The organism is Actinomyces slackii (assembly GCF_900637295.1).
Lineage (GTDB): Bacteria > Actinomycetota > Actinomycetes > Actinomycetales > Actinomycetaceae > Actinomyces > Actinomyces slackii.
Genome location: NZ_LR134363.1, coordinates 109973 through 129097, shown reverse-complemented (window position 1 = coordinate 129097; position 19125 = coordinate 109973). Strand labels below are relative to the sequence as shown.

General features: G+C 71.9%; 15 protein-coding genes. 7 read left to right on the top strand and 8 right to left on the bottom strand.

The genetic code is table 11. The features are described 5' to 3' along the window. Positions 1 to 161: 161 nt before the first annotated feature. The 3 genes from EL266_RS00535 to EL266_RS00525 all read right to left on the bottom strand — a co-directional run bounded on the left by EL266_RS00535 (position 162) and on the right by EL266_RS00525 (position 3441). Positions 162 to 1112: a glycine betaine ABC transporter substrate-binding protein gene (locus EL266_RS00535; RefSeq protein ID WP_051281414.1), complete on the bottom strand. Its 951-nt coding sequence runs from the start codon at positions 1110 to 1112 to the stop codon at positions 162 to 164. Positions 1113 to 1234: 122 nt separating this feature from the next. Further along, the gene (locus tag EL266_RS00530; protein WP_026427900.1) at positions 1235 to 2086 is read right to left on the bottom strand and encodes an ABC transporter permease; all 852 of its coding nucleotides are present in this window, start codon (positions 2084 to 2086) and stop codon (positions 1235 to 1237) included. Further along, the gene (locus EL266_RS00525) at positions 2083 to 3441 is read right to left on the bottom strand and encodes a quaternary amine ABC transporter ATP-binding protein (protein ID WP_084501097.1); all 1359 of its coding nucleotides are present in this window, start codon (positions 3439 to 3441) and stop codon (positions 2083 to 2085) included. The genes EL266_RS00530 and EL266_RS00525 overlap by 4 nt, the downstream gene beginning before the upstream one ends. 499 nt (positions 3442 to 3940) lie before the next feature. Here EL266_RS00525 and EL266_RS00520 point away from each other — a divergent pair, with 499 nt between their 5' ends. From EL266_RS00520 to ilvA, 5 genes are all read left to right on the top strand, one after another. Further along, positions 3941 to 4804, top strand: a complete 864-nt coding sequence (locus EL266_RS00520) for an ATP-binding cassette domain-containing protein (RefSeq protein WP_084501099.1) — start codon at positions 3941 to 3943, stop codon at positions 4802 to 4804. Next, a complete protein-coding gene (locus EL266_RS00515; RefSeq protein WP_026427901.1) occupies positions 4801 to 5754 on the top strand; it encodes an ABC transporter ATP-binding protein in 954 nt (317 codons plus the stop codon). Before EL266_RS00520 ends, EL266_RS00515 begins: the two co-directional genes overlap by 4 nt. 54 nt (positions 5755 to 5808) lie before the next feature. Next, the gene (locus EL266_RS00510; RefSeq protein ID WP_026427902.1) at positions 5809 to 7362 is read left to right on the top strand and encodes an ABC transporter substrate-binding protein; all 1554 of its coding nucleotides are present in this window, start codon (positions 5809 to 5811) and stop codon (positions 7360 to 7362) included. After that, positions 7359 to 9320, top strand: a complete 1962-nt coding sequence (locus EL266_RS00505; RefSeq protein WP_232012058.1) for an ABC transporter permease subunit — start codon at positions 7359 to 7361, stop codon at positions 9318 to 9320. Before EL266_RS00510 ends, EL266_RS00505 begins: the two co-directional genes overlap by 4 nt. A gap of 103 nt (positions 9321 to 9423) precedes the next feature. Then, positions 9424 to 10980: a threonine ammonia-lyase, biosynthetic gene (ilvA, locus tag EL266_RS00500; protein WP_026427904.1), complete on the top strand. Its 1557-nt coding sequence runs from the start codon at positions 9424 to 9426 to the stop codon at positions 10978 to 10980. 18 nt (positions 10981 to 10998) lie between these two features. On the opposite strand, the gene EL266_RS00495 is transcribed toward ilvA, so the two are convergent. Then, entirely contained in the window at positions 10999 to 12519 is a 1521-nt protein-coding gene (locus EL266_RS00495; RefSeq protein ID WP_126412026.1) for a hypothetical protein, read from the bottom strand. Between the two features lie 333 nt (positions 12520 to 12852). Between EL266_RS00495 and EL266_RS00490 the strand changes: the two genes are divergently transcribed. Together EL266_RS00490 and EL266_RS00485 are read left to right on the top strand one after the other, a co-directional pair. Further along, positions 12853 to 13407, top strand: coding sequence for an NADPH-dependent FMN reductase (locus EL266_RS00490; protein ID WP_026427906.1), 555 nt, complete (start codon positions 12853 to 12855; stop codon positions 13405 to 13407). Positions 13408 to 13515: 108 nt separating this feature from the next. After that, positions 13516 to 15303 carry an ABC-ATPase domain-containing protein gene (locus EL266_RS00485; protein WP_026427907.1) on the top strand — a complete coding sequence of 596 codons (1788 nt, stop codon included), beginning with the start codon at positions 13516 to 13518 and terminating at the stop codon, positions 15301 to 15303. On the opposite strand, the gene EL266_RS00480 is transcribed toward EL266_RS00485, so the two are convergent. The 4 genes from EL266_RS00480 to EL266_RS00465 form a co-directional block, all read right to left on the bottom strand. Continuing rightward, positions 15300 to 16364 carry an acyltransferase family protein gene (locus tag EL266_RS00480; RefSeq protein WP_026427908.1) on the bottom strand — a complete coding sequence of 355 codons (1065 nt, stop codon included), beginning with the start codon at positions 16362 to 16364 and terminating at the stop codon, positions 15300 to 15302. The two genes, EL266_RS00485 and EL266_RS00480, sit on opposite strands and share 4 nt — an antisense overlap. Positions 16365 to 16461: 97 nt before the next feature. Continuing rightward, positions 16462 to 17169: a peptide-methionine (S)-S-oxide reductase MsrA gene (msrA, locus tag EL266_RS00475; RefSeq protein WP_026427909.1), complete on the bottom strand. Its 708-nt coding sequence runs from the start codon at positions 17167 to 17169 to the stop codon at positions 16462 to 16464. A 240-nt stretch (positions 17170 to 17409) separates the two neighbouring features. Further along, the gene (locus EL266_RS00470; protein ID WP_026427910.1) at positions 17410 to 17895 is read right to left on the bottom strand and encodes a GreA/GreB family elongation factor; all 486 of its coding nucleotides are present in this window, start codon (positions 17893 to 17895) and stop codon (positions 17410 to 17412) included. 218 nt (positions 17896 to 18113) lie between these two features. After that, on the bottom strand, positions 18114 to 19097 hold the full coding sequence (locus EL266_RS00465; protein WP_197719255.1) for a PPK2 family polyphosphate kinase: 984 nt from the start codon (positions 19095 to 19097) through the stop codon (positions 18114 to 18116). Positions 19098 to 19125 lie beyond the last annotated feature (28 nt).

The following is a 19125-nucleotide window of genomic DNA, read 5'->3' as shown; positions in this document are numbered from 1 at the left end:
CGGCGGAGTGCGGGCCGGGCGCGCGGCGCCGTGAACGTGACTTCGCGTCGACGACGTGACTTTGCGTCAATCACCCCTGTGCTACCCCCAGTCGGATGACGCGAACCCTCGTCCGGTACGCAGACCCTCGTCGTCGACGCGAACCCTCGTCCTCCAGCGGCTCAGCCTGCTGAGGCAGAGGCTGAGGCTGTGCTCTCCGCCGAGGAGGAGGCAGAGGGCGTCTCCATGGCGGCCCTGACGTCCGGGTTCTTCTCCAGCCAGGTCCGGGCCGACTTCTCGTTGTCCTTGCCCTTGTTCTCATTGATCATGAGGTTCTCCAGGTCACTGAGCTGCTCGGAGGTCAGGCTGAAGCCCTTGACCATCTCGGCGACCTCGGGGAAGTCCTTGGTGAAGTCCTTCCGGCCCAGGGAGTGGATCTGCTCGGCCGCGCCGTAGAGGCCGTCGGGATCCTCCAGGTCGCGGATGTCGTAGGCGGTGTAGGCCCAGTGCGGGCTCCACAGGGTCACCACGATGTTCTCCCCGGATTTCATGGCGCCGTCGAGCGCGGAGAGCATCGCCGCCGTCGAGGAGATCTTGAAGGTCATCGAGTCCAGGCCGTAGCCGGGGATGACCTTGTCCTGGGTGATCTGGGTCAGGCCCGCTCCCGCGTCAATGCCGATGATCTCATTGTTGAACTCGGAGGCGGACCCGGCCAGCTCGCTGATGGAGGTGATCGGCGCCGAGTTGTTGACCGCCAGCGCCAGCTTGGCCTCGTTATACCAGGTGCCTAGGTCCTCGAGGTCGCTCTTGTACTTGTCCATGTAGGCGGCGTGGGTCGTGGGCAGCCAGGAGTCCAGCATGAGGTCGTAGTCGCCCTTGGACAGGCCGGTGAAGGTGACCCCGATGTCCGCCTCGGAGAGGGTGACCTTGTAGTCCATGTCGGACAGGACCACCGAGAAGAGGTTGGACACGGCGACGCCCTCGTCCCAGCCCGAGGGGACGGCGATCTTCAGGTTCTTGCTGCTGGAGGAGCTGCCGGAGCAGGCGGCCAGGCCGGTGGCGGCCATGACTCCTGCGCCTGCCAGCAGCGCGCTGCGACGTGACAGGGTGGTGGGATGGCTGAGGGCGGTCATGAGGGTCCTTTCGTCAAGTTCGTCAATCGTGGTCGTCGGTGTCTGGTGACCGGCCGGTGCCGTCTCATCGTGGCCGGTCGGGTCGGATCAGGTCGGATCAGGTCGGATCAGGGAGGCGACGGCTACTCCCCTCGGGTGGCGCTGCGCGAGCCGAAGGCGGCCGTGACCCGGTCGAGGTAGATGGCCAGGAGCACCACTGACAGCCCCGCCTCGGTGCCCAGGGCCACATCGACCCGTTGAAGCGCGGCGACGACGTCGCCCCCCAGTCCCTCGGCCCCGACCATTCCGGCGATGACGACCATCGACAGGGAGAGCATGATGACCTGGTTGACTCCCCCCATGATGGTGGGGCGGGCCAGCGGCAGCTGGATCTGGTAGAGGACGCGGGCGGGGGTGGCACCGAATGCCCGGCCGGCCTCGACGACCTCCTTGTCCACCTGACGGATGCCCAACTCGGTGAAGCGCACTCCCGGCGCCACTGCGAACATGACCGTGGCCACGATCGCCGGGACGATTCCGACCTGGAAGATGATGACGAAGGGGATGAGGTAGACGAAGGCCGGCATCGTCTGGAGGAAGTCCAGGACCGGGCGGACCGTGTGGGAGACCGCTCGGCGCTGTGCCGCCCAGATGCCCAGCGGGATGCCGATGATGAGGGCGAAGAACGAGGAGACCAGGACCAGCGCCAGGGTGTTCATGGCGTTGTCCCACTGGTCCATGCCGTAGATGACCAGCAAGCCCGCGGCGGAGCTCAGGGCGCCCCGCCATCCGCGCGCCCACCAGGCCAGGGCGGTCAGCGCGGCGATGATGAGCCAGAACGGGGGCGTCGCCAGAATGGTGTCGACCGCCGTGTAGCACGACTCCAGCACCTGGGTCAGGCCGTCGAAGACCACCTTCCAGGAGCGGGTCACCCAGTCGACGGCGGACTCCGCCCACTGGCCCAGGGGGATCCTGTACCACAGCTCGCCGCTCATCGTGCCTCCTCCTGAGGGTCGGTGCTCGTCGAGGTCTCGGCGGTGCCGTGCCCCGGGTCGCTGGTGTGATCGCTGCTGTCATCGGGGTGCGTCTCGGCGGGATCCGCGGCACCGTCCGCGGCCTGCGCCGTGGCGCCCGGGGCATCGGCCTCGGAGGGGCCGTCCTCATCGGGCGATCCTGCCAGGGCCTGGAGGATGGCCACGCGGCGCACGATCCCGATGAAGCGGTCCTGCTCGTCGGTCACGGCCAGGGGCAGGCGCGCCTCAGCGGAGGCGGAGAACATGTCGCTGAGCGTGGTCGTCGGGTGCACGGCAGTGGTGTCGGGGTGGACAAGGGACTCGCTGATGGTGCGGGGGGCGGTCCCGTGCTGCAGGGAGTCGGCGAGCTCCTCGGCGTACACCGAGCCGAGCAGCTCGCGACTGCCGGAGGTCACGACGTAGGCCCCCTCGACCTTGGCGTCGTTGATCTGGCGCAGCGCCACCTTGGGGCCGTCGCCCGGTCGCACGACGACGGGCGGGTTCTCCACCAGGGAGTCGGCGGTCAGGACGCGGGAGCGGTCGACGTCGGAGACGAAGCGGGCGACGTAGTCGTTCGCGGGCGCCGAGAGGATCTCCTCGGCCGTGCCGATCTGGTCGATCCGTCCGTCGCGCATGACGGCGATGCGGTCCCCCAGGTACATCGCCTCGTTGAGGTCGTGGGTGATGAAAACGATGGTCTTGCCCAGGGTCGCCTGGAGGTCGACGAGCTGCTCCTGCATGTCCCGCCTGATGAGGGGGTCGAGTGCGGAGAATGCCTCATCCATGAGGAGGATGTCGGTGTCGGCGGTCAGCGCCCTGGCCAGGCCGACGCGCTGCTGCATTCCGCCCGAGAGCGCGGAGGGCATGGAGTTCTCCCATCCTGCCAGGCCGGTGAGCTCAAGGGCCTTGGCGGCCTTCTCATGGCGGGTTGTTTTCTCCACTCCCTGTATCTCCAAGGGGTATGCCGCGTTCTCCAGGACACTGCGATGCGGTAGGAGGGCGAAGTGCTGGAAGACCATGGAGATCTTCTCCCTGCGCATGGCGCGCACTTCCTTATCGGACATCGTCGTCAGGTCCTGCCCGTCGATCGACACGTGCCCTGAGGTCAGGGGCAGGAGGCCGTTGAGCATTCGCAGGAGCGTGGACTTCCCCGACCCGGACAGTCCCATGACGACGAATGTCTCGCCCTTGCGCACCTCGAGACTCGCGTCGATGACGGCGGCGGTGCCCAGTCGGGAGACCTCCTCGCGGCTCCTGCCCTTCTGGAGCTCGGCGACGGCTTGTCGCGCTGAGCGTCCGAACACCTTGAATACGTGGTCTGCGCGTAAAGCGCTCACGCTTCCTCCTTCTTGTAGGGTGGGCGCGAATGAGGTGGGATAATCTCGCGCCGCAGTGAAAAAATTGCGCGGCGACTGCCTGCACGCTGAAATGGTCGCGAGACGGACCTGCGTACATCGAGGCGCGCAGAGAGCGCGTTGTGCTTGGCGGGACGTGCAGGGCAATGGGCCCGCGTCATCTCGCCCATCGGTTGGCGTTGGTGCGTATCAAGGCTAGCGACATCCGGGGTGATCGTCAGCCTCTCGGGGCATTGTGAATGCGCGAACGCGAGATTGAGGGTGATGCTTCTGTGATGATCTATCGTTGCAACGATAGGCGAAACACAGAATCGTCTATGAATGTCTGATGTGATGCATGTCACGCTTCGTGACCCGGTTCTACCGGACCCTGGTCCCTGGTGAGGCGCTCCTCGTGGCGCTTCCGCGCGAGTCCGCCGGATCCGAGGCTCGCGGATCCGCAGAGTTGAAATTGATTCTCAATCGCCTTTAGGGTGTTCCGGTGACCATCCTGCTCGACGGACTGCGCGTGCTCTCTCACGCCGCCACCCTGGTGGACGGCGTCGACCTGGAGCTGACCCCGGGGACCTCCACCGCCCTGGTCGGTGCCTCGGGCGCCGGCAAGTCCTTGACCTGCGCCGCCCTGGCGGGACTCCTGCCGCCCAATCTCCAGGTCAGCGGGAGCCTGACCGTCACCGACGGCCAGGACGACGGCGCCGCGCCGGCCGGCCCCAACCTGCTCCCGATCCCCGCCGCCCAGCGTCCCCGCGGAGCCCGCATCGCCCTGGTTCCCCAGGACCCCACCCCGGCGCTCCACCCCCTCATCCCCGTGGGCCGGCAGATCGAGATGGCCTGCGCCGCGGACCAGGGCAGCAGGAAGGGGGGCGACGCCGAGCCCCTCCTGGCCCGCGTCGGCCTGGAGGGCCTGGGGGACCGCGTGCCCGCGCGCCTGTCCGGCGGCCAGCGCCAGCGGGCCTGCCTGGCCCTGGCCCTGGCCGGATCCCCGGCCCTGCTCATCGCCGACGAGCCCACCACCGCCCTGGACGTCATCGCCCGCGCCGAGATCCTCGACCTGCTGGCCAGCCTCACCCGGGCCGAGAGCGCCCCCGCCCTGCTCCTCATCACCCATGACCTGCCCGCAGCCGCCACCTGCCAGTCCATGGCCGTCATGGCCGGCGGCCGGATCATCGAGCAGGGGCCCACCGAGCGCCTGCTCACCCGTCCCGCTCACCCCGCCACAGCGGCCATGCGCCGCGCCGCCGCCGATGAGACGCTCAGCAGCGCCCTGGCCGCCGTTGGCGCGCACCAGGCCGCCTGCGGCGCCTGCCAGTCCCACCACGCCGAGCAGCCCGGCGCGGCCGCATGAGCGGCCTGGAGGTCCGCGGCCTGACCCGCACCCACCCCGACGGCTCCGGCCGACGCGCCGTCATCACGGGCCTCGACCTGGACATCGCCTCCGGCCAGAGCACCGCCCTGCTGGGCAGATCGGGCTGCGGCAAGACCACGCTGCTGCGCGCCCTCCTCCTGGCCGACCGCCCCGGCCCTCACGACACCGGGACCATCAGCCTCGACGGCGCACCCGTGCGAGCCGGCAGCGCCCGGCGCCTGCGGGCCTACCGGCGCGCCGTGCAGTACGTCCCCCAGGAGGCGGCCGCCAGCCTCGACCCGCGCCGCACCATCCTGGAGCAGGTCGCCCGGCCCCTGCGCACACTGGGGATCGAGGGTGGGGCGAGAGCCCACGAGGAGCGCGCCGGTCAGCTCCTCGACGAGCTCGACATCCCCCGCAGCCGATGGAGCTCCCGGCCCCACGAGATCTCCGGCGGGCAGGCCCAGCGCGTGGCCATCGCCAGGGCTCTGGGCCCCCGGCCCCGCTACCTCCTGCTCGATGAGCCCGTCTCCGGACTCGACCCCGCCCTTCGCCGCCAGGTCCTGGCGCTCCTGGCCGCCCTGGGCGCGGCCGCGGACCCATCCGCCGACTCAGCCAGCTCAGCCGGCCCCGCCAGCCCTGCCGAGCCCGACGACGACCCCGCCTCGGCTGAGCGTGGCGCCGTGCCCGCCCCGGCTGAGCGTGGCGCCGTGCCCGCCCCGGCTGAGCGTGGCGCCGTGCCCGCCCCGGCTGAGCAAGGCGCCGTGCCCGCCCCGGCCCTCCTGGTCGTCTCCCACGACCTGGCCGCCGTCGCCCGCATCTGCCACCGCTGCCTGGTCATGGACCAGGGCCGGATCGTCGAGGACGCCCCCATGGGGCGAATCCTCACCAGCCCCGCGCACCCGGCCACTCGCGCCCTGCGCGACGCCGTCCCCGACCTGCCCGCCTGAGCCGGGCCCATCAGCGTGGCCGGCCACCGGCCACCACAGACCCAAGGAGAGACCATGAGCCCCGCCTACACCCCCACCCGCCGTCAGTTCCTCGCGCTTGTCGGCATCGGATCAGCCGCCGCACTGGCCGCCTGCTCCACCTCCTCGACCTCCGGCGACGGCCGCCTGCGCCTGGCCATGCTCCAGCCGCCCCGCTCCGGGCTCAACCCCCTGACCGATGACGCCTTCAAGCTCTCGCGCTGGTCCTGCGCCGAGACCCTGGTCGTCCTGGACGCCGAGGGCGGCGCCCAGCCCGCCCTGGCCACCGAGTGGACCCAGGACAACGAGACCACCTGGCGCTTCACCATCCGCCAGGGCGTGACCTTCCATGACGGCACCGAGCTGACGGCCGAGCAGGTGGCCGCATGCCTGAGCTTCGCGGCGGCCTACACCACCCCGCCGCGCATCCTGGACGGCACCGAGCTGACGGCCACGGCCGACGGCGGTGACGTCGTCGTGACCACATCCAGCGCCGACCCCCTCGTTCCCCAGCGCCTGTCCAGCCCCCAGCTGGCCATCCTGGCCGCCGGCGCCTACCCCGATCAGCCAGACGGCGCCGTCAACCCCGTCGGCTATGGCACCGGCCCCTTCCGCCTGACCACCCTCAATGGCACCGCCTCGGCCACCCTGGAGCGCTACGACGACTACTGGGGGGACAAGGCCGCCGCCCCCGGCATCGACGTGACCTTCGTGCCCGATGGCACCGCCCGCGGCGCCGCCCTGCGCACCTCCACCGCCGACCTGGTCGAGGCCATCCCCGTCTCCCAGGCCGCCTCACTGGAGGACAGCCTCCTCCACGAGGTGCCCATGCCCCGCACCGCCACCCTCTACCTCAACACCCGCTCCGGCGTCTTCACCGACCCCGCCATCCGCGCCGCCGTCCGCGACGCCGTGGACCCCGACGCCCTCATCACCACCGTCTACGAGGGCCACGCCGACCCCGCCGCCGGACTGCTGGGCCCGGCCCTGACCTGGGCGGCCGAGCACCGCGCCTGGGGCTCGCAGGTCTTCGCCGGCTCCTCAGGGGCGGCCGCCACCGGCAAGGCCTCCGGCGCCACGAAGGCCGGCAGCGTCCCCGCCGGCACCACCATCACCCTGGGCTCCTACACCGACCGCCCCGAGCTCGGCGAGATCGTCGTCCTGCTCGCCCAGCAGCTCGAGGCCGCCGGCTTCACCGTGACAACCGATGTGCGCGAGTACTCCCAGATCGAGCCCGACGCCCTGGCCGGGGCCTTCGACGCCTTCCTGCTCTCGCGCGCCACCGTCCTGGACTCCGGGGACCCCGTGGCCTACATGGTCTCCGACTTCTCCTCCTCCGGATCCTTCTCCCTGAGCTTCCTGGCCGACGACGCCGTCGACTCCGCCGTCACGCGCGCCGGAGCGCTGGAGGTCGGCACGGAGCGCCACAAGGCGATCATGGCCGCCGAGCAGGCGATCCTGGCCACTGGCGCCGCCGTCCCCCTCCTGCACGAGCGGGTCCTCCAGGGCGAGGCCGCGGGGCTCAGCGGCGCCGAGCGCGACCCGCGCGAGCGGGCCCTGATCACCACCGCCACGAAGATCAGCCAGTGAGCCCCGACTCCACCGCCGCGGCGCGCACTGAGATCACCGGGAGCACTGAGATCACCGAGATCACTGAGGGCTCCCAGCCCACTGAGGTTGCTGAGGTCTCCCAAGGCGCTGAGTCCACTGTGCCCGCCGAGTCCGCCCAGGTCGCTGAGTCCGCTGTGCCCGCTGTGCCCCCTGTGCCCGACCGGGTCCGCGCCCTGCCCATCAGGGCCTGGCGGGCAGGGCGCGCCCGCCTGCGCGCCGGGCTGACCGGCCGGCTCGGCGATGGCGCCGTCATCACGGCCTCCCGGGTGGCGGCCATGGCCGCCCTGGTGGGCCTGGTGGGCGCCATGCCCTGGCTGTCCAGCAACGATCCCGCCCTGACCATCCTGCGCGCCACCTCCTCCGAGCGAGAGCCCACCCCAGAGGTCCTCGAGGGCATCCGCCAGAGCCTGGGCCTGGCCGGCGGGCCCCTGGGCAGTATCGGCCACTGGCTGGCCGGTCTGGCCCGCGGCGACCTGGGCACCTCCTGGGTCTCCGGGCGCGAGGTGGGTCCCGGGACCTGGCAGGCCTTCACCCTGTCCCTGGGGCTCATGGGAGCCGCCCTGGCCGTGGCCGCCGTCGTGGCCCTGGCGCTGGCCGCGCCCGCCATGCGCGACGGACTGGCCGGACGGCCCCGACCCCGCGGCGGGACCGGGGCCGCCATCCTGACCTCCCTGCCCGAGTACCTCCTGGCCCCCATCGCGCTGCTCATCCTGTCGGTCTACCTGGGCCTGCTGCCGCCCTACGGCTGGGGAAGCCCCGCCCAGGTGGTGCTGCCGGCCCTCAGCCTGGGCCTGCCCGCCGGCGGCATGCTCGGAGGGCTCCTGGCCGACGCCATCACCTCGACCTTCACCGAGCGCTGGGTGGGGACCTGGACCACAGCCGGCATCCCCCGGCGCGCCCTGGCCCTGGCCGTCCTGCGCCGGGCCGTGACCCCGCTGACCGGGCAGGTGGCCCTGGTCGTCGTCGGCCTGACTGGAGGAGCGGTGGCCGTCGAGCAGGTCTTCGCCATCCCCGGGGTGGGCAGGGCCCTGCTGGGGGCCGCCAGCGCCCAGGATATCCCCGCCCTCCAGGCCGGGATCCTCCTCCTGCTGGCCCTGGCCCTCCTGGCGGGCGCCGGCGCCGGGCTGGCCCGTCGCGCCCTCATGGGCAGCGCCGCCGGGGCCAGCCTGCCCGCCGCGGCGCCGGTGGCCCACCCCCAGCGCGCGGCCGCGCTCATCACCGCGGCCGGGAGCGCCGCCCTGGTGGTCATGGTGATCGCGGGAATCGGGCGCGACCCCTACGCGGTTGTGGCCTCCCGCCTCCAGGCCCCCAGCGCCGCCATGCCCCTGGGGGCCGATGCCCTGGGGCGCGACGTGCTGGCCCGCGTGGCGCACGGGGCTGCCTCCACGGCCGCCAGCGCCCTGGCGGTCACCGCCGCCTGCCTGCTCATCGCCCTCCTCCTGGGCCTGGCGCCGCGGGCGTCAACCGGCCCCACCGAGGTCGCCAACGCCGCCCCGCCGGTGCTGGCCGGCCTCATCGTCGCCGCCATCACCGGGCCCAGCGGGATCGGGGCCGCCCTGGCCGTGTGCGCCGTGGCCTGGGCGCCACTGGCCTCCCACGCCGCCGCCCTGGTCGTGGAGGCCCGCCAGCGCCCCGACATCCAGATCGCCCCCGTTTTGGGGGAGGGGAGGGTGCGCATCACCGCCACCCGGGTGCTGCCGGCCGTCATCGGCCCCCTGGCCCGCCACGCCGCCCTGCGCCTGCCGGGCATCGCCCTGGCCCTGGCCGGACTGGGCTTCCTCGGCCTGGGGACGCAGTCGCCCACCCCCGAGTGGGGACTGGTCCTGGCCGAGGCCCTGCCCTACATCGAGCGGGCCCCCTGGGCGGTGGCCACCCCCGCCGCGGCCCTGGTGCTCCTGTCGGTGACAGCCGTGGCCGCCTCGCGGCTGCGCCGATAAGAGCAGATGAGAGCCGATGACCGCCGACGAGACCGGTCCGTCCCGCGCCCTGCGGCCCAGCGCCCGCCGTGGTGCCGGGAGCCGATCATCTAGGGTGGATGCCGTGAATGAGTCCGACACCCCCGGCGCGACCTGGGATCCGGGCCGCTACCTGCGCGAGATCCTGCGCGCCCCGGTCTACGAGGCCGCCGAGCACACCCCGCTGCAGACCATGGAGGCGCTCTCGGCCCGCCTGGGCTGCACCGTCCAGGTCAAGCGCGAGGATCTCCAGGCCGTCCACTCCTTCAAGATCCGCGGCGCCTACACGGCCATGCGCGCCCTGAGCGAGGCCGAGCGCGCTCGCGGCGTGGTGACGGCCTCGGCCGGCAACCACGCCCAGGGAGTGGCGCGCTCGGCCCGCCTGCTGGGCATGCGGGCCCTCATCGTCATGCCCACCGTCACCCCCCAGATCAAGGTGCAGGCCGTGGCGGCCCTGGGCGGTGAGGTGGCGCTGCACGGGGTGAACTTCGACGCCGCCAAGGCGGAGGCGCTGCGCCTGGCCCAGGCCGAGGGGCTGACCTACATCGCCCCCTTCGACGATCCCCGGGTCATCGCCGGCCAGGGCACGATCGGCCTGGAGCTCATCCAGCAGGACGCCGACCTGGACCGGGTCTTCGTGCCCGTGGGCGGCGGGGGACTGGCCTCGGGCATCGCCGTGCTCATCAAGCAGCTCATGCCCGAGATCAAGGTCATCGGGGTCGAGCACGAGGAGTCGGCCTGCCTGGGGGCGGCCCTCCTGGCCGGTGAGCCCATCACCCTGCGCCAGGTGGGGCTCTTCGCCGAGGGGGTGGCGGTGCGGCGCATCGGGGATGAGACCTTCCGCCTGTGCCAGTCCATGCTCGACGACGTCATCACCGTCTCCTCCGATGAGACCTCCGCGGCCGTGCGCGACCTCTTCGAGGACCTGCGCGCCATCTCCGAGCCCTCGGGCGCCATCGCCCTGGCGGGGCTCAAGCGCTACGCCGCCGAGCACGGACTGGCCGGGGAGCGCCTGGGCTGCGTGCTGTCGGGCGCCAACCTCAACTTCCACCAGCTGCGCTACATCTCCGAGCGCTCCGAGATCGGCGAGCAGCGCGAGGCGATCTTCGGGGTGACCATCCCCGAGGCCCAGGGCGCCTTCCTGCGCTTCGCCTCGGTGCTGGGGGAGCGGGCGGTCACCGAGTTCAACTACCGCCTGTCGGCCAGCCGCGCCCCCGGCGACCCCGCCCGTATCTTCGTGGGCGTGCGGATCGCGCGGGGCCGCCAGGAGCGCGCCGAGATCGTGGCCGATCTGGAGCAGGCCGGCTACGGCGTCGTCGACCTGACCGAGGACGAGCTGGCCAAGGTCCATGTGCGCTCCATGATCGGGGGCAGGGCCTCGGTGGGGGTCGCCGAGAGGCTCTTCTCCTTCCTCTTCCCCGAGTCCCCCGGGGCCCTGGCCCGTTTCCTGGACATCCTGGGCAGCCGCTGGAACATCACCCTGTTCCACTACCGCACCGATGGCACGGACTACGGGCGGATCCTGTGCGGCTTCGCCGCCACCGAGCAGGACACCGACCTGACCGAGCACATGGACCGCCTGGGCTACGTCTACCACGAGGAGACCTCGGACCCGGCCGCCCGCTTCTTCCTGGCCCGGTGACGGCGCGGGACCCCGGGCTCACAGGCCGAAGGACCGGCCCCTGCCCGAGCGGTTGAACAGCCCCGGCAGCTCGCCCCTGCGGGCGGCCTCCTTCAGTTCGGCCAAGGACCCGGCCCCCTCGATACCGGCGTCGGCGAACTGCCGACTGGCCAGGTGGAGCAGCGCCCACTGCCCCACCGGCCCCATGGCCGCGATCCGCTCCATGGTCTCCTCCCAGGGTGCCGGCGCGGGGCCCGTCCTGCGCGCCCGCATGGATGAGCGGTCGGGGACGATGACATCCATGGGCGTGTCCAGGAACTCATCGAGGGTCTGCTCGGTCAGCGCCTCCCCCTGCTCGGCGATGAAATCGGCCAGGCGCTCGTAGTAGAGGTCGTGCACGGCCTCCCCGTACTCAGCGGCAGGGCCCGATACGCCGGAGAATGGGCGGAGCGGCGGGTCGGGCATCGGGGCACCGTCGGCATCGTCGGCGTTGCCGGCGTCGTCGGCCTCATCGGCGCATACGCCCCACAGCTCCTCAATGCCCAGCGCGGCCGCCAACTCCTCATCCATGCCGGGGACCAGGGCGAGCATGGACCCGTGCACCTCGGTCAGCGCCGTCCACACGCCCTCATGGGAGACGTGATAGCACACGGGGGACAGGGGGTGCTCGGCCTCGTCATAGCACTCGACCGCGCGGGTGGCCATCCGGTGGAAGGCCGAGGGGCCCGCCGAATCGTCGGAATCGTCGGATTCGTCAATGGGCATGATCACCAGGCGCTCCTGCTCGGGAAGGGCCACCACATGCCCCAGGCGCGGTCGCGGGATGCGGAAGCGCTCGCACAGCTCGCCCAGGTGCAGGGACAGGGCGGCGGTGAGCATGGTCTCGGACTCGATGACATGGAGCCCGCGGCCTCCCGGCTCACTGTGATGGACCCGGTCCATGACCCGGCGGGTGTTGGACAGCGCCGCCGGCTCGATGGCCTCGGGGCTCAGGCGCTCGTGCAGCATGGTCGAGGGCACGGTCATCAGCAGCCCGCCCAGGTCCAGGACGTGGGTCAGGCGGATCCCCGGGACCATCTCGGGCTCATCGACCTCGGCGACCATGGTGCGCGAGCTGGGCACCAGGCGCAGGTGCACCGCCGAGAGCAGGTCCTCATCCTCGTAGTCCTCCAGCGCTCGCGGCGTGCCGTCCGGATTCATCGAGGTCATGAGCACCGAGGCGTGGTGCTCCAGGGCCTCGGGCCACAGGCCGCGCTCGGTGGCGGCCAGCATGCGGGAGGCGCGCAGCAGGCTCATCTGCCCGCCATGGGGCAGGTGAATGGAGGCGGGGGAGTTCAGCCGCGCGCCGGGAAGGCGACGGGCGACGATGCGCACCATGTGGGCGCGCAGCCAGTCGGCGTCGGCCACGGACAGGTTGGGGAGGTAGGGGTCCGGGCACGAGGGGCCGGCCGGGCCGCGGGCCGGAGGGGCCAGCGGCGAAGGGCGCCGGGAGCGGTGCTGACGACGACGGGGCGATGCGGTGCGGGTGCGGCGCTTGGCCGACTTTCGTGTGCTGCTCATGACTCGACGTTAGGCGGGCGCCGGGGCGGCGGGAAGGCTGAACGCAGAGCCTGTGGATAACTCGGGCTCCTCGACGGGGTATCCACATGATCGGCGCACGATGAGGCCCGGCATGACGCCATATGCGTCATGTGCACTATGTGCCCCATATGCGGCCGCGGCCCGTGGTTGTCCCCAAGGGCGGGGGCGGGGCCTTGTGGTCGGCCTCATGATCCAAGCGCTAGCGCGACCCTGAATTTAAGCATACGGTAGTTCATGGATAAAGCATGTCTGCTGCCCATGTACCGAGTAGCATGATCAGGCGCCTCCAATCATGAGTACAAGGAGATCACCATGACCCGTCTTGCCGTCGTCCTCGGCTCCGTCCGCCCCAACCGCATGGGCGGCGCCATCGCCCAGTGGGTGGCCGATCAAGCCGCCGCCTTCGAGGGCGTTGAGGTTGAGATCGTCGACATCGACGCTTTCTCGCTGCCCCTGTTCGCCGAGCCGATGGCCCCGATGATGGCGGCCCCCGCAGACCCCGCGGGCGCCGCCTTCAACGAGAAGATCCAGTCCTTCGACGCCGTGATCTTCGTGGCTCCCGAGTACAACTACTCCATCCCCGGCTCCCTGAAGAACGCCATCGACTTCCTGGAGCCCAAGGCCCTGGCCAACAAGGGCGTGGGCCTGGTCGGCTACTCCTACTCCAACGGCATCCGCGCCGTGGAGCACCTCAAGCAGATCGTCACCGGATTCGGCGGCGCGGTGGCCAGCCCGCAGGTCTACCTCTCGCTCAACACCGATGTGGCCGACGGCGCCTTCGCCCCGGCCGCCTACCACGACGGCGAGGTCCCGGCCATGGTTCAGGCCGTCCTCGCCCGCTCCCAGGGCCTGGCCTCCCTGCGCTGAGTGCTTCGCATCCGCCGACGGCGCCGTGGGCACACCGCCCGCGGCGCTGTCGGCGCTCCCGCCCGGGGCTGACGGGGCCCGGCGCGCACCACTGGGTAGGGTGCGGCCATGAGCGAGCGCAATGAGCACCGCGGCCGCGGCCGCGAGAGCGGGGGCCGTAGCCGTCGCGTCTACGACGACGAGCCCCGCGACGGCCTCCTGTCCGACCTCGTGGGCCATCTCCACGCCCTGGACGGGCGCTCCTACGCCGCCTACCGGGCGATCGTGGGCCGCTACCGGGCGCCGGGCGGCTGGGTGCTGCACATCGACCGCGTCCAGCCCGACCCCTACGCCCCGCCCACGCGCATTCACATCGATGTGCCCGCCGACTCCCCCGGACTGGAGGCCGCGGCCGATCTGCTAGGCACCCGGGACGGGCGCCTGGCCCTGGGGGACTTCCTGACCCGGGAGCTCCACGCGGGCTTCAAGGGGACTGACCTGTCCATCGCCTGCCCCGGTCAGGAGATCCTGGAGCGCTCCAGCGTCGTCCTGCGGCTCGACGGCGAGGACGACTCCTCACCGGCCCACTGGACCATCGAGGTGCGCGCCCGCCTGGCCCTGCCCGCCCAGGGCCGCTCCATCCAGGGCCATGCCGCCTCGCGGATCGTGGGCCGGGACCTGGTTCGCGAGCTGGAGACCGCCCTGGACCTGGTCGGGGAGCGGGCCGAGCGCCTGGGGGAGCACGCCCGTGCCCTGGAGGACCACCGCGCGCTCAGCGCCATCCTGCGCCAGCGGGGCTGGGTGGCCTTCCTGGCCGACGGCTCGATGCTGCCGCGCCGCTCGGGGGTCAGTGATGAGCCGCTGGCAGACGGCGTCGCCCTGACCGCCCCCGACACCCTGGCGGCCACCGTGGAGCTCCCCCATGCCGGGCAGGTGCGCGGCACTGCGATCGGTACCGGCGTCACCCTCATCGTCGGGGGCGGCTACCACGGCAAGTCCACGCTCCTTGGCGCCATCGAGCGGGGCGTCTACCCGCATGTGCCCGGAGACGGCCGCGAGCTGGTGGCCACCCTCCCCGAGGCGGTCAAGGTCCGGGCCGCGGACGGGCGCGCGGTCACCGGCGTGGACCTGACGCCCTTCATCTCCCACCTCCCCGCCGGGCGCGACACCGCCTCCTTCACCACCCGTAACGCCTCGGGATCGACCTCCCAGGCCGCCTCCATCATCGAGGCCGTCGAGGCCGGCGCCACCGCCCTGCTGCTGGATGAGGACACCTCGGCCACCAACCTGCTCATCCGCGATGCGCGCATGCGCAGCCTCGTGGCCGATGAGCGCGAGCCCATCACGCCCCTGGTGGACCGTATCGGCGCCCTGGCCGCCGTTCAGGGGGTCTCGACCATCATGGTCATGGGAGGCTCGGGGGACTACCTGGATGTGGCCGACCGTGTCCTGCTCATGGACGCCTACCAGCTGCGGGATGCCACCCAGGCGGCCCGGCGGGTTGCGGCCGACCAGCCCCGCGACCTGACCGCCCTGGAGGACTTCCCCCGCCCGACGGCGCGCCGCCCCCTGCCCGCCCCGCCCCGCACTCGCCGGGGGCCGATCCGCACCCGCGCCCATGGCACCCGCGCCCTGGTCCTGGATCGCGAGGAGATCGATATCTCCGACGTGGCCGGCGTCGTCGACCCCGGCCAGGCCGAGGCCCTGGCCCATGCGCTGCGGGCCCTGCTGGAGCAGCGCTTCGACGGGGAGTCCAACCTCAGGGAGTGCCTGGAGGACCTCGAGGCGCTGCTCGACGATGAGTCCCTGGACGCCCTGGCCGACGGGCCCCGAGACCGTCCCGCCTTCCTGGTGCGCCCCCGGATGGTGGATGTGGCCGCCGCCGTCAGCCGCTACCGGCGCCTGGAGCTGGCCTAGTGCCGGGCCGCGGCCCCGATGCGGCGGGCGAAGCGGGAGCGGATCGCGCGCTGGGCGGGGAGCTCGACCCCGCGGTGGAGCGCCTCGGCGCAGGCCCAGGTGACCACCAGCACCACGGCCAGCCCCGCCAGTTGCCAGGCCAGGGTGGCGGGCTCGGGCAGCAGCGGGGGCACCACCGTCAGGACCAGGGCATGGACCAGGTAGACGGCGAAGGACACCTTGCCGGCATGCTCCAGCAGCGGTGAGGTCAGCAGGCCGCCCTGCCCGCGCGCATCGGCCTGCGCCGCGGCGACGACCAGCAGGCAGATCGCCGGGGCGGTGATGATCGCCGGCATCATCTGCATGGTCACCCCCATGCGGTAGACCGCCAGGGCCGCCCCGTAGGAGACCAGGCAGGCCACCACGCAGGGCCACACCGGGATGCGCCGGGACAGGCGGCCGCGGCGGAAGAGCTCGGCCAGCACGATGCCGATGATGAACTCCGCCGAGCGGATCGCGGGCAGGTAGTAGGGCCACTCCTCGAAGCCCATGAGGATCAGAGCCCGGCCGGCGCCCATGGTGACGATCCACCATCCCAGGGCCAGGATCACCATGGTGCGATCCGAGCGGCGCCGCAGCGCCGTGATGAGCCAGGGGGCGAGCAGGTAGAAGAAGGCCTCGGCCGACAGCGACCAGGAGACCTCATTGAGGGACAGGATCGTGGACTGATGCGGTGCCCAGGCCTGCAGCAGGAAGAGGTGGAGCAGCACGTCGGTCCACCTGACGGGCAGGAAGATCACCGCGGCGATGAGCATGGTGACCAGGTGCGAGGGGTAGATCCGCGCGAAGCGGTTGAGCCAGAAGCGCCTCGGCTCGATCCTCTCCCCGGGGCTGGCCCAGGTCAGGACGAATCCGGACAGGACGAAGAAGAACGCCACGCCCATATGGGCGACGTCGAAGACCCGGCCGCCGGGCACCAGGTCGGAGAGCCTGGCGTGGTAGATGAGGATGAGCAGGGCCGCGAAGAAGCGAAGAGAGGTGAGGCGGGGCAGGTTGCCCCCGCCTCCGCGGGAAGGAACCATGAATCGGACTCTACGGCGACCCGATATCGCGGAACCGTGAAATCTATGGTGACGTGCGTCCCCCGGTGCCGGGGGCCGAGCCGGCCCCCGGGGCGGCTCACTCCTGGGCGGCCTGGGGAGGCAGGAGGTCGACCTGGGCGGGCAGGTCGGCCACGCCCACCGGGCAGGTCACCCCATTGGGGCCGTGGTTGCAGTAGCCGTTGGGGTTCTTGTGCAGGTAGCCCTGGTGGTAGTCCTCGGCCAGGTAGAAGGGCCCGCCGAAGTCCGCGTACAGGGGCTCGGCGGGCTCCACCGTGGTCACGCAGCTGCCCAGGCCCAGCCGGGCCAGCTCGGAGCCGAAGGCCTGGCGGATGGCCAGGGCCGCCGCCTGCTGGGCGGGCGTGGTCGTCCACACCGCTGAGCGGTACTGGGTGCCCACGTCATTGCCGTGGCGGTTGAGCCGGGTGGAGTCGTGGTTCTCCCAGAAGACGCGCAGGAGTGCCTCCCCGCCCGCCCCGCAGACGGCCGGGTCGTAGGCCACGCGCACCGTCTCGGCATGACCGGTGGCCCCGGTGCAGATCTCCTGGTAGGTCGCGTTGGGCGTCGTGCCCCCCATGTACCCGACGGCGGTGGAGACCACGCCGTCCTGGCGCCACAGGAAGCGCTCCACGCCCCAGAAGCAGCCCCCCGCCAGGTAGATGACCTCGGTGCCCTGGGGCCAGGGCCCGTTCAGCGGGGTGCCCAGGACGACGTGGTCGCCGGGCGCGGGAAGGATGGAGTCCTCGCGGCCGGGCAGGTCGGGGTTGCGCGTTGGTGTCATCGTCATGACGGCACGCTACTGCGCCGCCTGTTCTTGTCGAAACTTCGTGTCGAAACCTCTTGTCGAAACCGGCATGCTGCGCCGGGACCGACGGTGATGGCGTCGGTCCCGGCGCGGTGGCGGGCGGAATGCCGGTCTCGGCGCATGGTGCGGCTCCGTGGCCCGCCGCACCAGTGAGCGCCCTGGCGGATGCGGATCCGCCAGGGCGCTCGTGGGGCAGTCGGTGGGCGCTGGCGCGCCCGGGGCTCACACCCGCGTGACCTCGACGATCTCGGCGGTGATCTCGCGGCCGTTGGGGGCCTCGTAGGAGACCGTGTCCCCGGCGCGGTGGCCCATGAGGGCCTGGCCCAGCGGGGCGTCGGGGGAGAAGACCTTGACACCCTCGGGGACGTCGGCGGTGATCTCCTGGCCGCCCAGGGCGAAGACCTGCTCCTTGCCCGCGACCTTCGCGGTGACGATGGTGCCCGCTGATACCGAGCCGTCAGCGGCTGCCTCGCCGATCTGGGCGTTGTCCAGTGTCTCCTCGAGCTGGATGATGCGGGCCTCGTTGAGCCCGGCCTCCTCGCGGGCGGCGTGGTAGCCGGCGTTCTCGCGCAGGTCGCCCTCCTGGCGCGCGTCCTCCACGCGCTGGGCGATCTCCTTGCGCTGGGCGGTCTTGCGGTGCTCCAGCTCGGCGGCCAGACGGTCGTAGGCCTCCTGGGTCAGCCACGTGCCCTGCGTCTGCTCGGACATATCTGCTCCTCGGGTTGTCCTCGGTGGTGCCCTCGCCGGCCGGTGGGACGACGACGGCGCTCGGTCGCCCCAACACGGGCCCAAGCGGCTTTGATGGGCGAGTCTACGCCGCAGTCTGTGCTTTGCCTGGGAGTTCCCGGGGAGCGTGAGGCCGTGCTGTGGTCGGATCGCCCGTGACCTGGGGCGACGTGATCGGTGGGGGTAGTTCTGCCCGGGGCTCAGCGTCCCGGCAGGGCCTCGATGGCGGCCTCCATGGCCCGCGCGCGCTTGGTGGCCTTGCCCTGCTTGGCGCGGCGGGCCTGGTCGTAATCGGCCAGAGCGCCCTGCTCCAGGCTGGCGCGCACCCGCTGGCGCTCGGCCTCGACGTCGAAGCGGGCCTGCGGCCATGACAGGTCCAGATCCGCCAGCGCCTGGGCGAGCAGGCAGGTCACCGACAGGCGGGCGTACCACTTGTGATCGGCGGGGATGACATGCCAGGGGGCCTCGGGGAAGGAGGTCTCCTCCAGCACCCGCTGGTAGGCGGCCTGGTAGTCCTCCCACTGGTCGCGCACATCCATGTCCCCGGGGGAGTACTTCCAGTGCTTGTCCGGGCGGTCCACCCTCTCCAGGAGGCGCCGGCCCTGCTCGGTGTGGGAGATGAGCAGGGCGACCTTGATGATCGTGGTGCCCTGGGCGATGAGCTCGCGCTCGAACTCATGGATCTGCGCGATGCGATCGGCCATCGCCTGCTCGTCCAGGTCGCCGGATACCAGGGGCACCAATAGGTCCTCGTAGTGGGAGCGGTCCCACATGCCGATCATCCCGGCCTCGGGGATGGCCTTGCGGATGCGCCACAGGAAGTCATGGGCGCGCTCCTCGGCGGTGGGGGCCTTGAAGGCGGTCAGGCGCACGCCCTGGGGGTCGACCAGTCCCATGACATGCCGGGCGATCCCGCCCTTGCCGGCCGTGTCCAGGCCCTGGACCACGAGCAGGATGCGCCTGGAGCCGCCCGCCCGGGAGGCGGCGAAGAGGCGCTCCTGGAGCTCGGAGAGCAAGGGGGTGATCTGCTGGGTCCAGGCCACGGCCGCGTCCTCATCGCCCTGCCAGCCGGGGGTGGAGGCCCGGTCCAGTGCGGATAGGTCAATGCCCTGGCCCACGCGCAGCGCCGTGCGAGGGTCGGCGCTCCAGTGCGTGGATGCGGCGCTCTTCTTGCTCTTGGTCACGCGATTCTCCGTTCGGGCGGGATGGGGC

What these genes read in the sequence shown, in the direction of transcription:
- EL266_RS00535 (WP_051281414.1), bottom strand. Translation starts at nt 1,112, where the DNA reads ATGACCGCCCTCAGCCATCCCACCACCCTGTCACGTCGCAGCGCGCTG.
- EL266_RS00530 (WP_026427900.1), bottom strand. Translation starts at nt 2,086, where the DNA reads ATGAGCGGCGAGCTGTGGTACAGGATCCCCCTGGGCCAGTGGGCGGAG.
- EL266_RS00515 (WP_026427901.1), top strand. Translation starts at nt 4,801, where the DNA reads ATGAGCGGCCTGGAGGTCCGCGGCCTGACCCGCACCCACCCCGACGGC.
- EL266_RS00510 (WP_026427902.1), top strand. Translation starts at nt 5,809, where the DNA reads ATGAGCCCCGCCTACACCCCCACCCGCCGTCAGTTCCTCGCGCTTGTC.
- EL266_RS00495 (WP_126412026.1), bottom strand. Translation starts at nt 12,519, where the DNA reads ATGAGCAGCACACGAAAGTCGGCCAAGCGCCGCACCCGCACCGCATCG.
- EL266_RS00490 (WP_026427906.1), top strand. Translation starts at nt 12,853, where the DNA reads ATGACCCGTCTTGCCGTCGTCCTCGGCTCCGTCCGCCCCAACCGCATG.
- EL266_RS00485 (WP_026427907.1), top strand. Translation starts at nt 13,516, where the DNA reads ATGAGCGAGCGCAATGAGCACCGCGGCCGCGGCCGCGAGAGCGGGGGC.
- EL266_RS00480 (WP_026427908.1), bottom strand. Translation starts at nt 16,364, where the DNA reads ATGGTTCCTTCCCGCGGAGGCGGGGGCAACCTGCCCCGCCTCACCTCT.
- msrA (WP_026427909.1), bottom strand. Translation starts at nt 17,169, where the DNA reads ATGACGATGACACCAACGCGCAACCCCGACCTGCCCGGCCGCGAGGAC.
- EL266_RS00470 (WP_026427910.1), bottom strand. Translation starts at nt 17,895, where the DNA reads ATGTCCGAGCAGACGCAGGGCACGTGGCTGACCCAGGAGGCCTACGAC.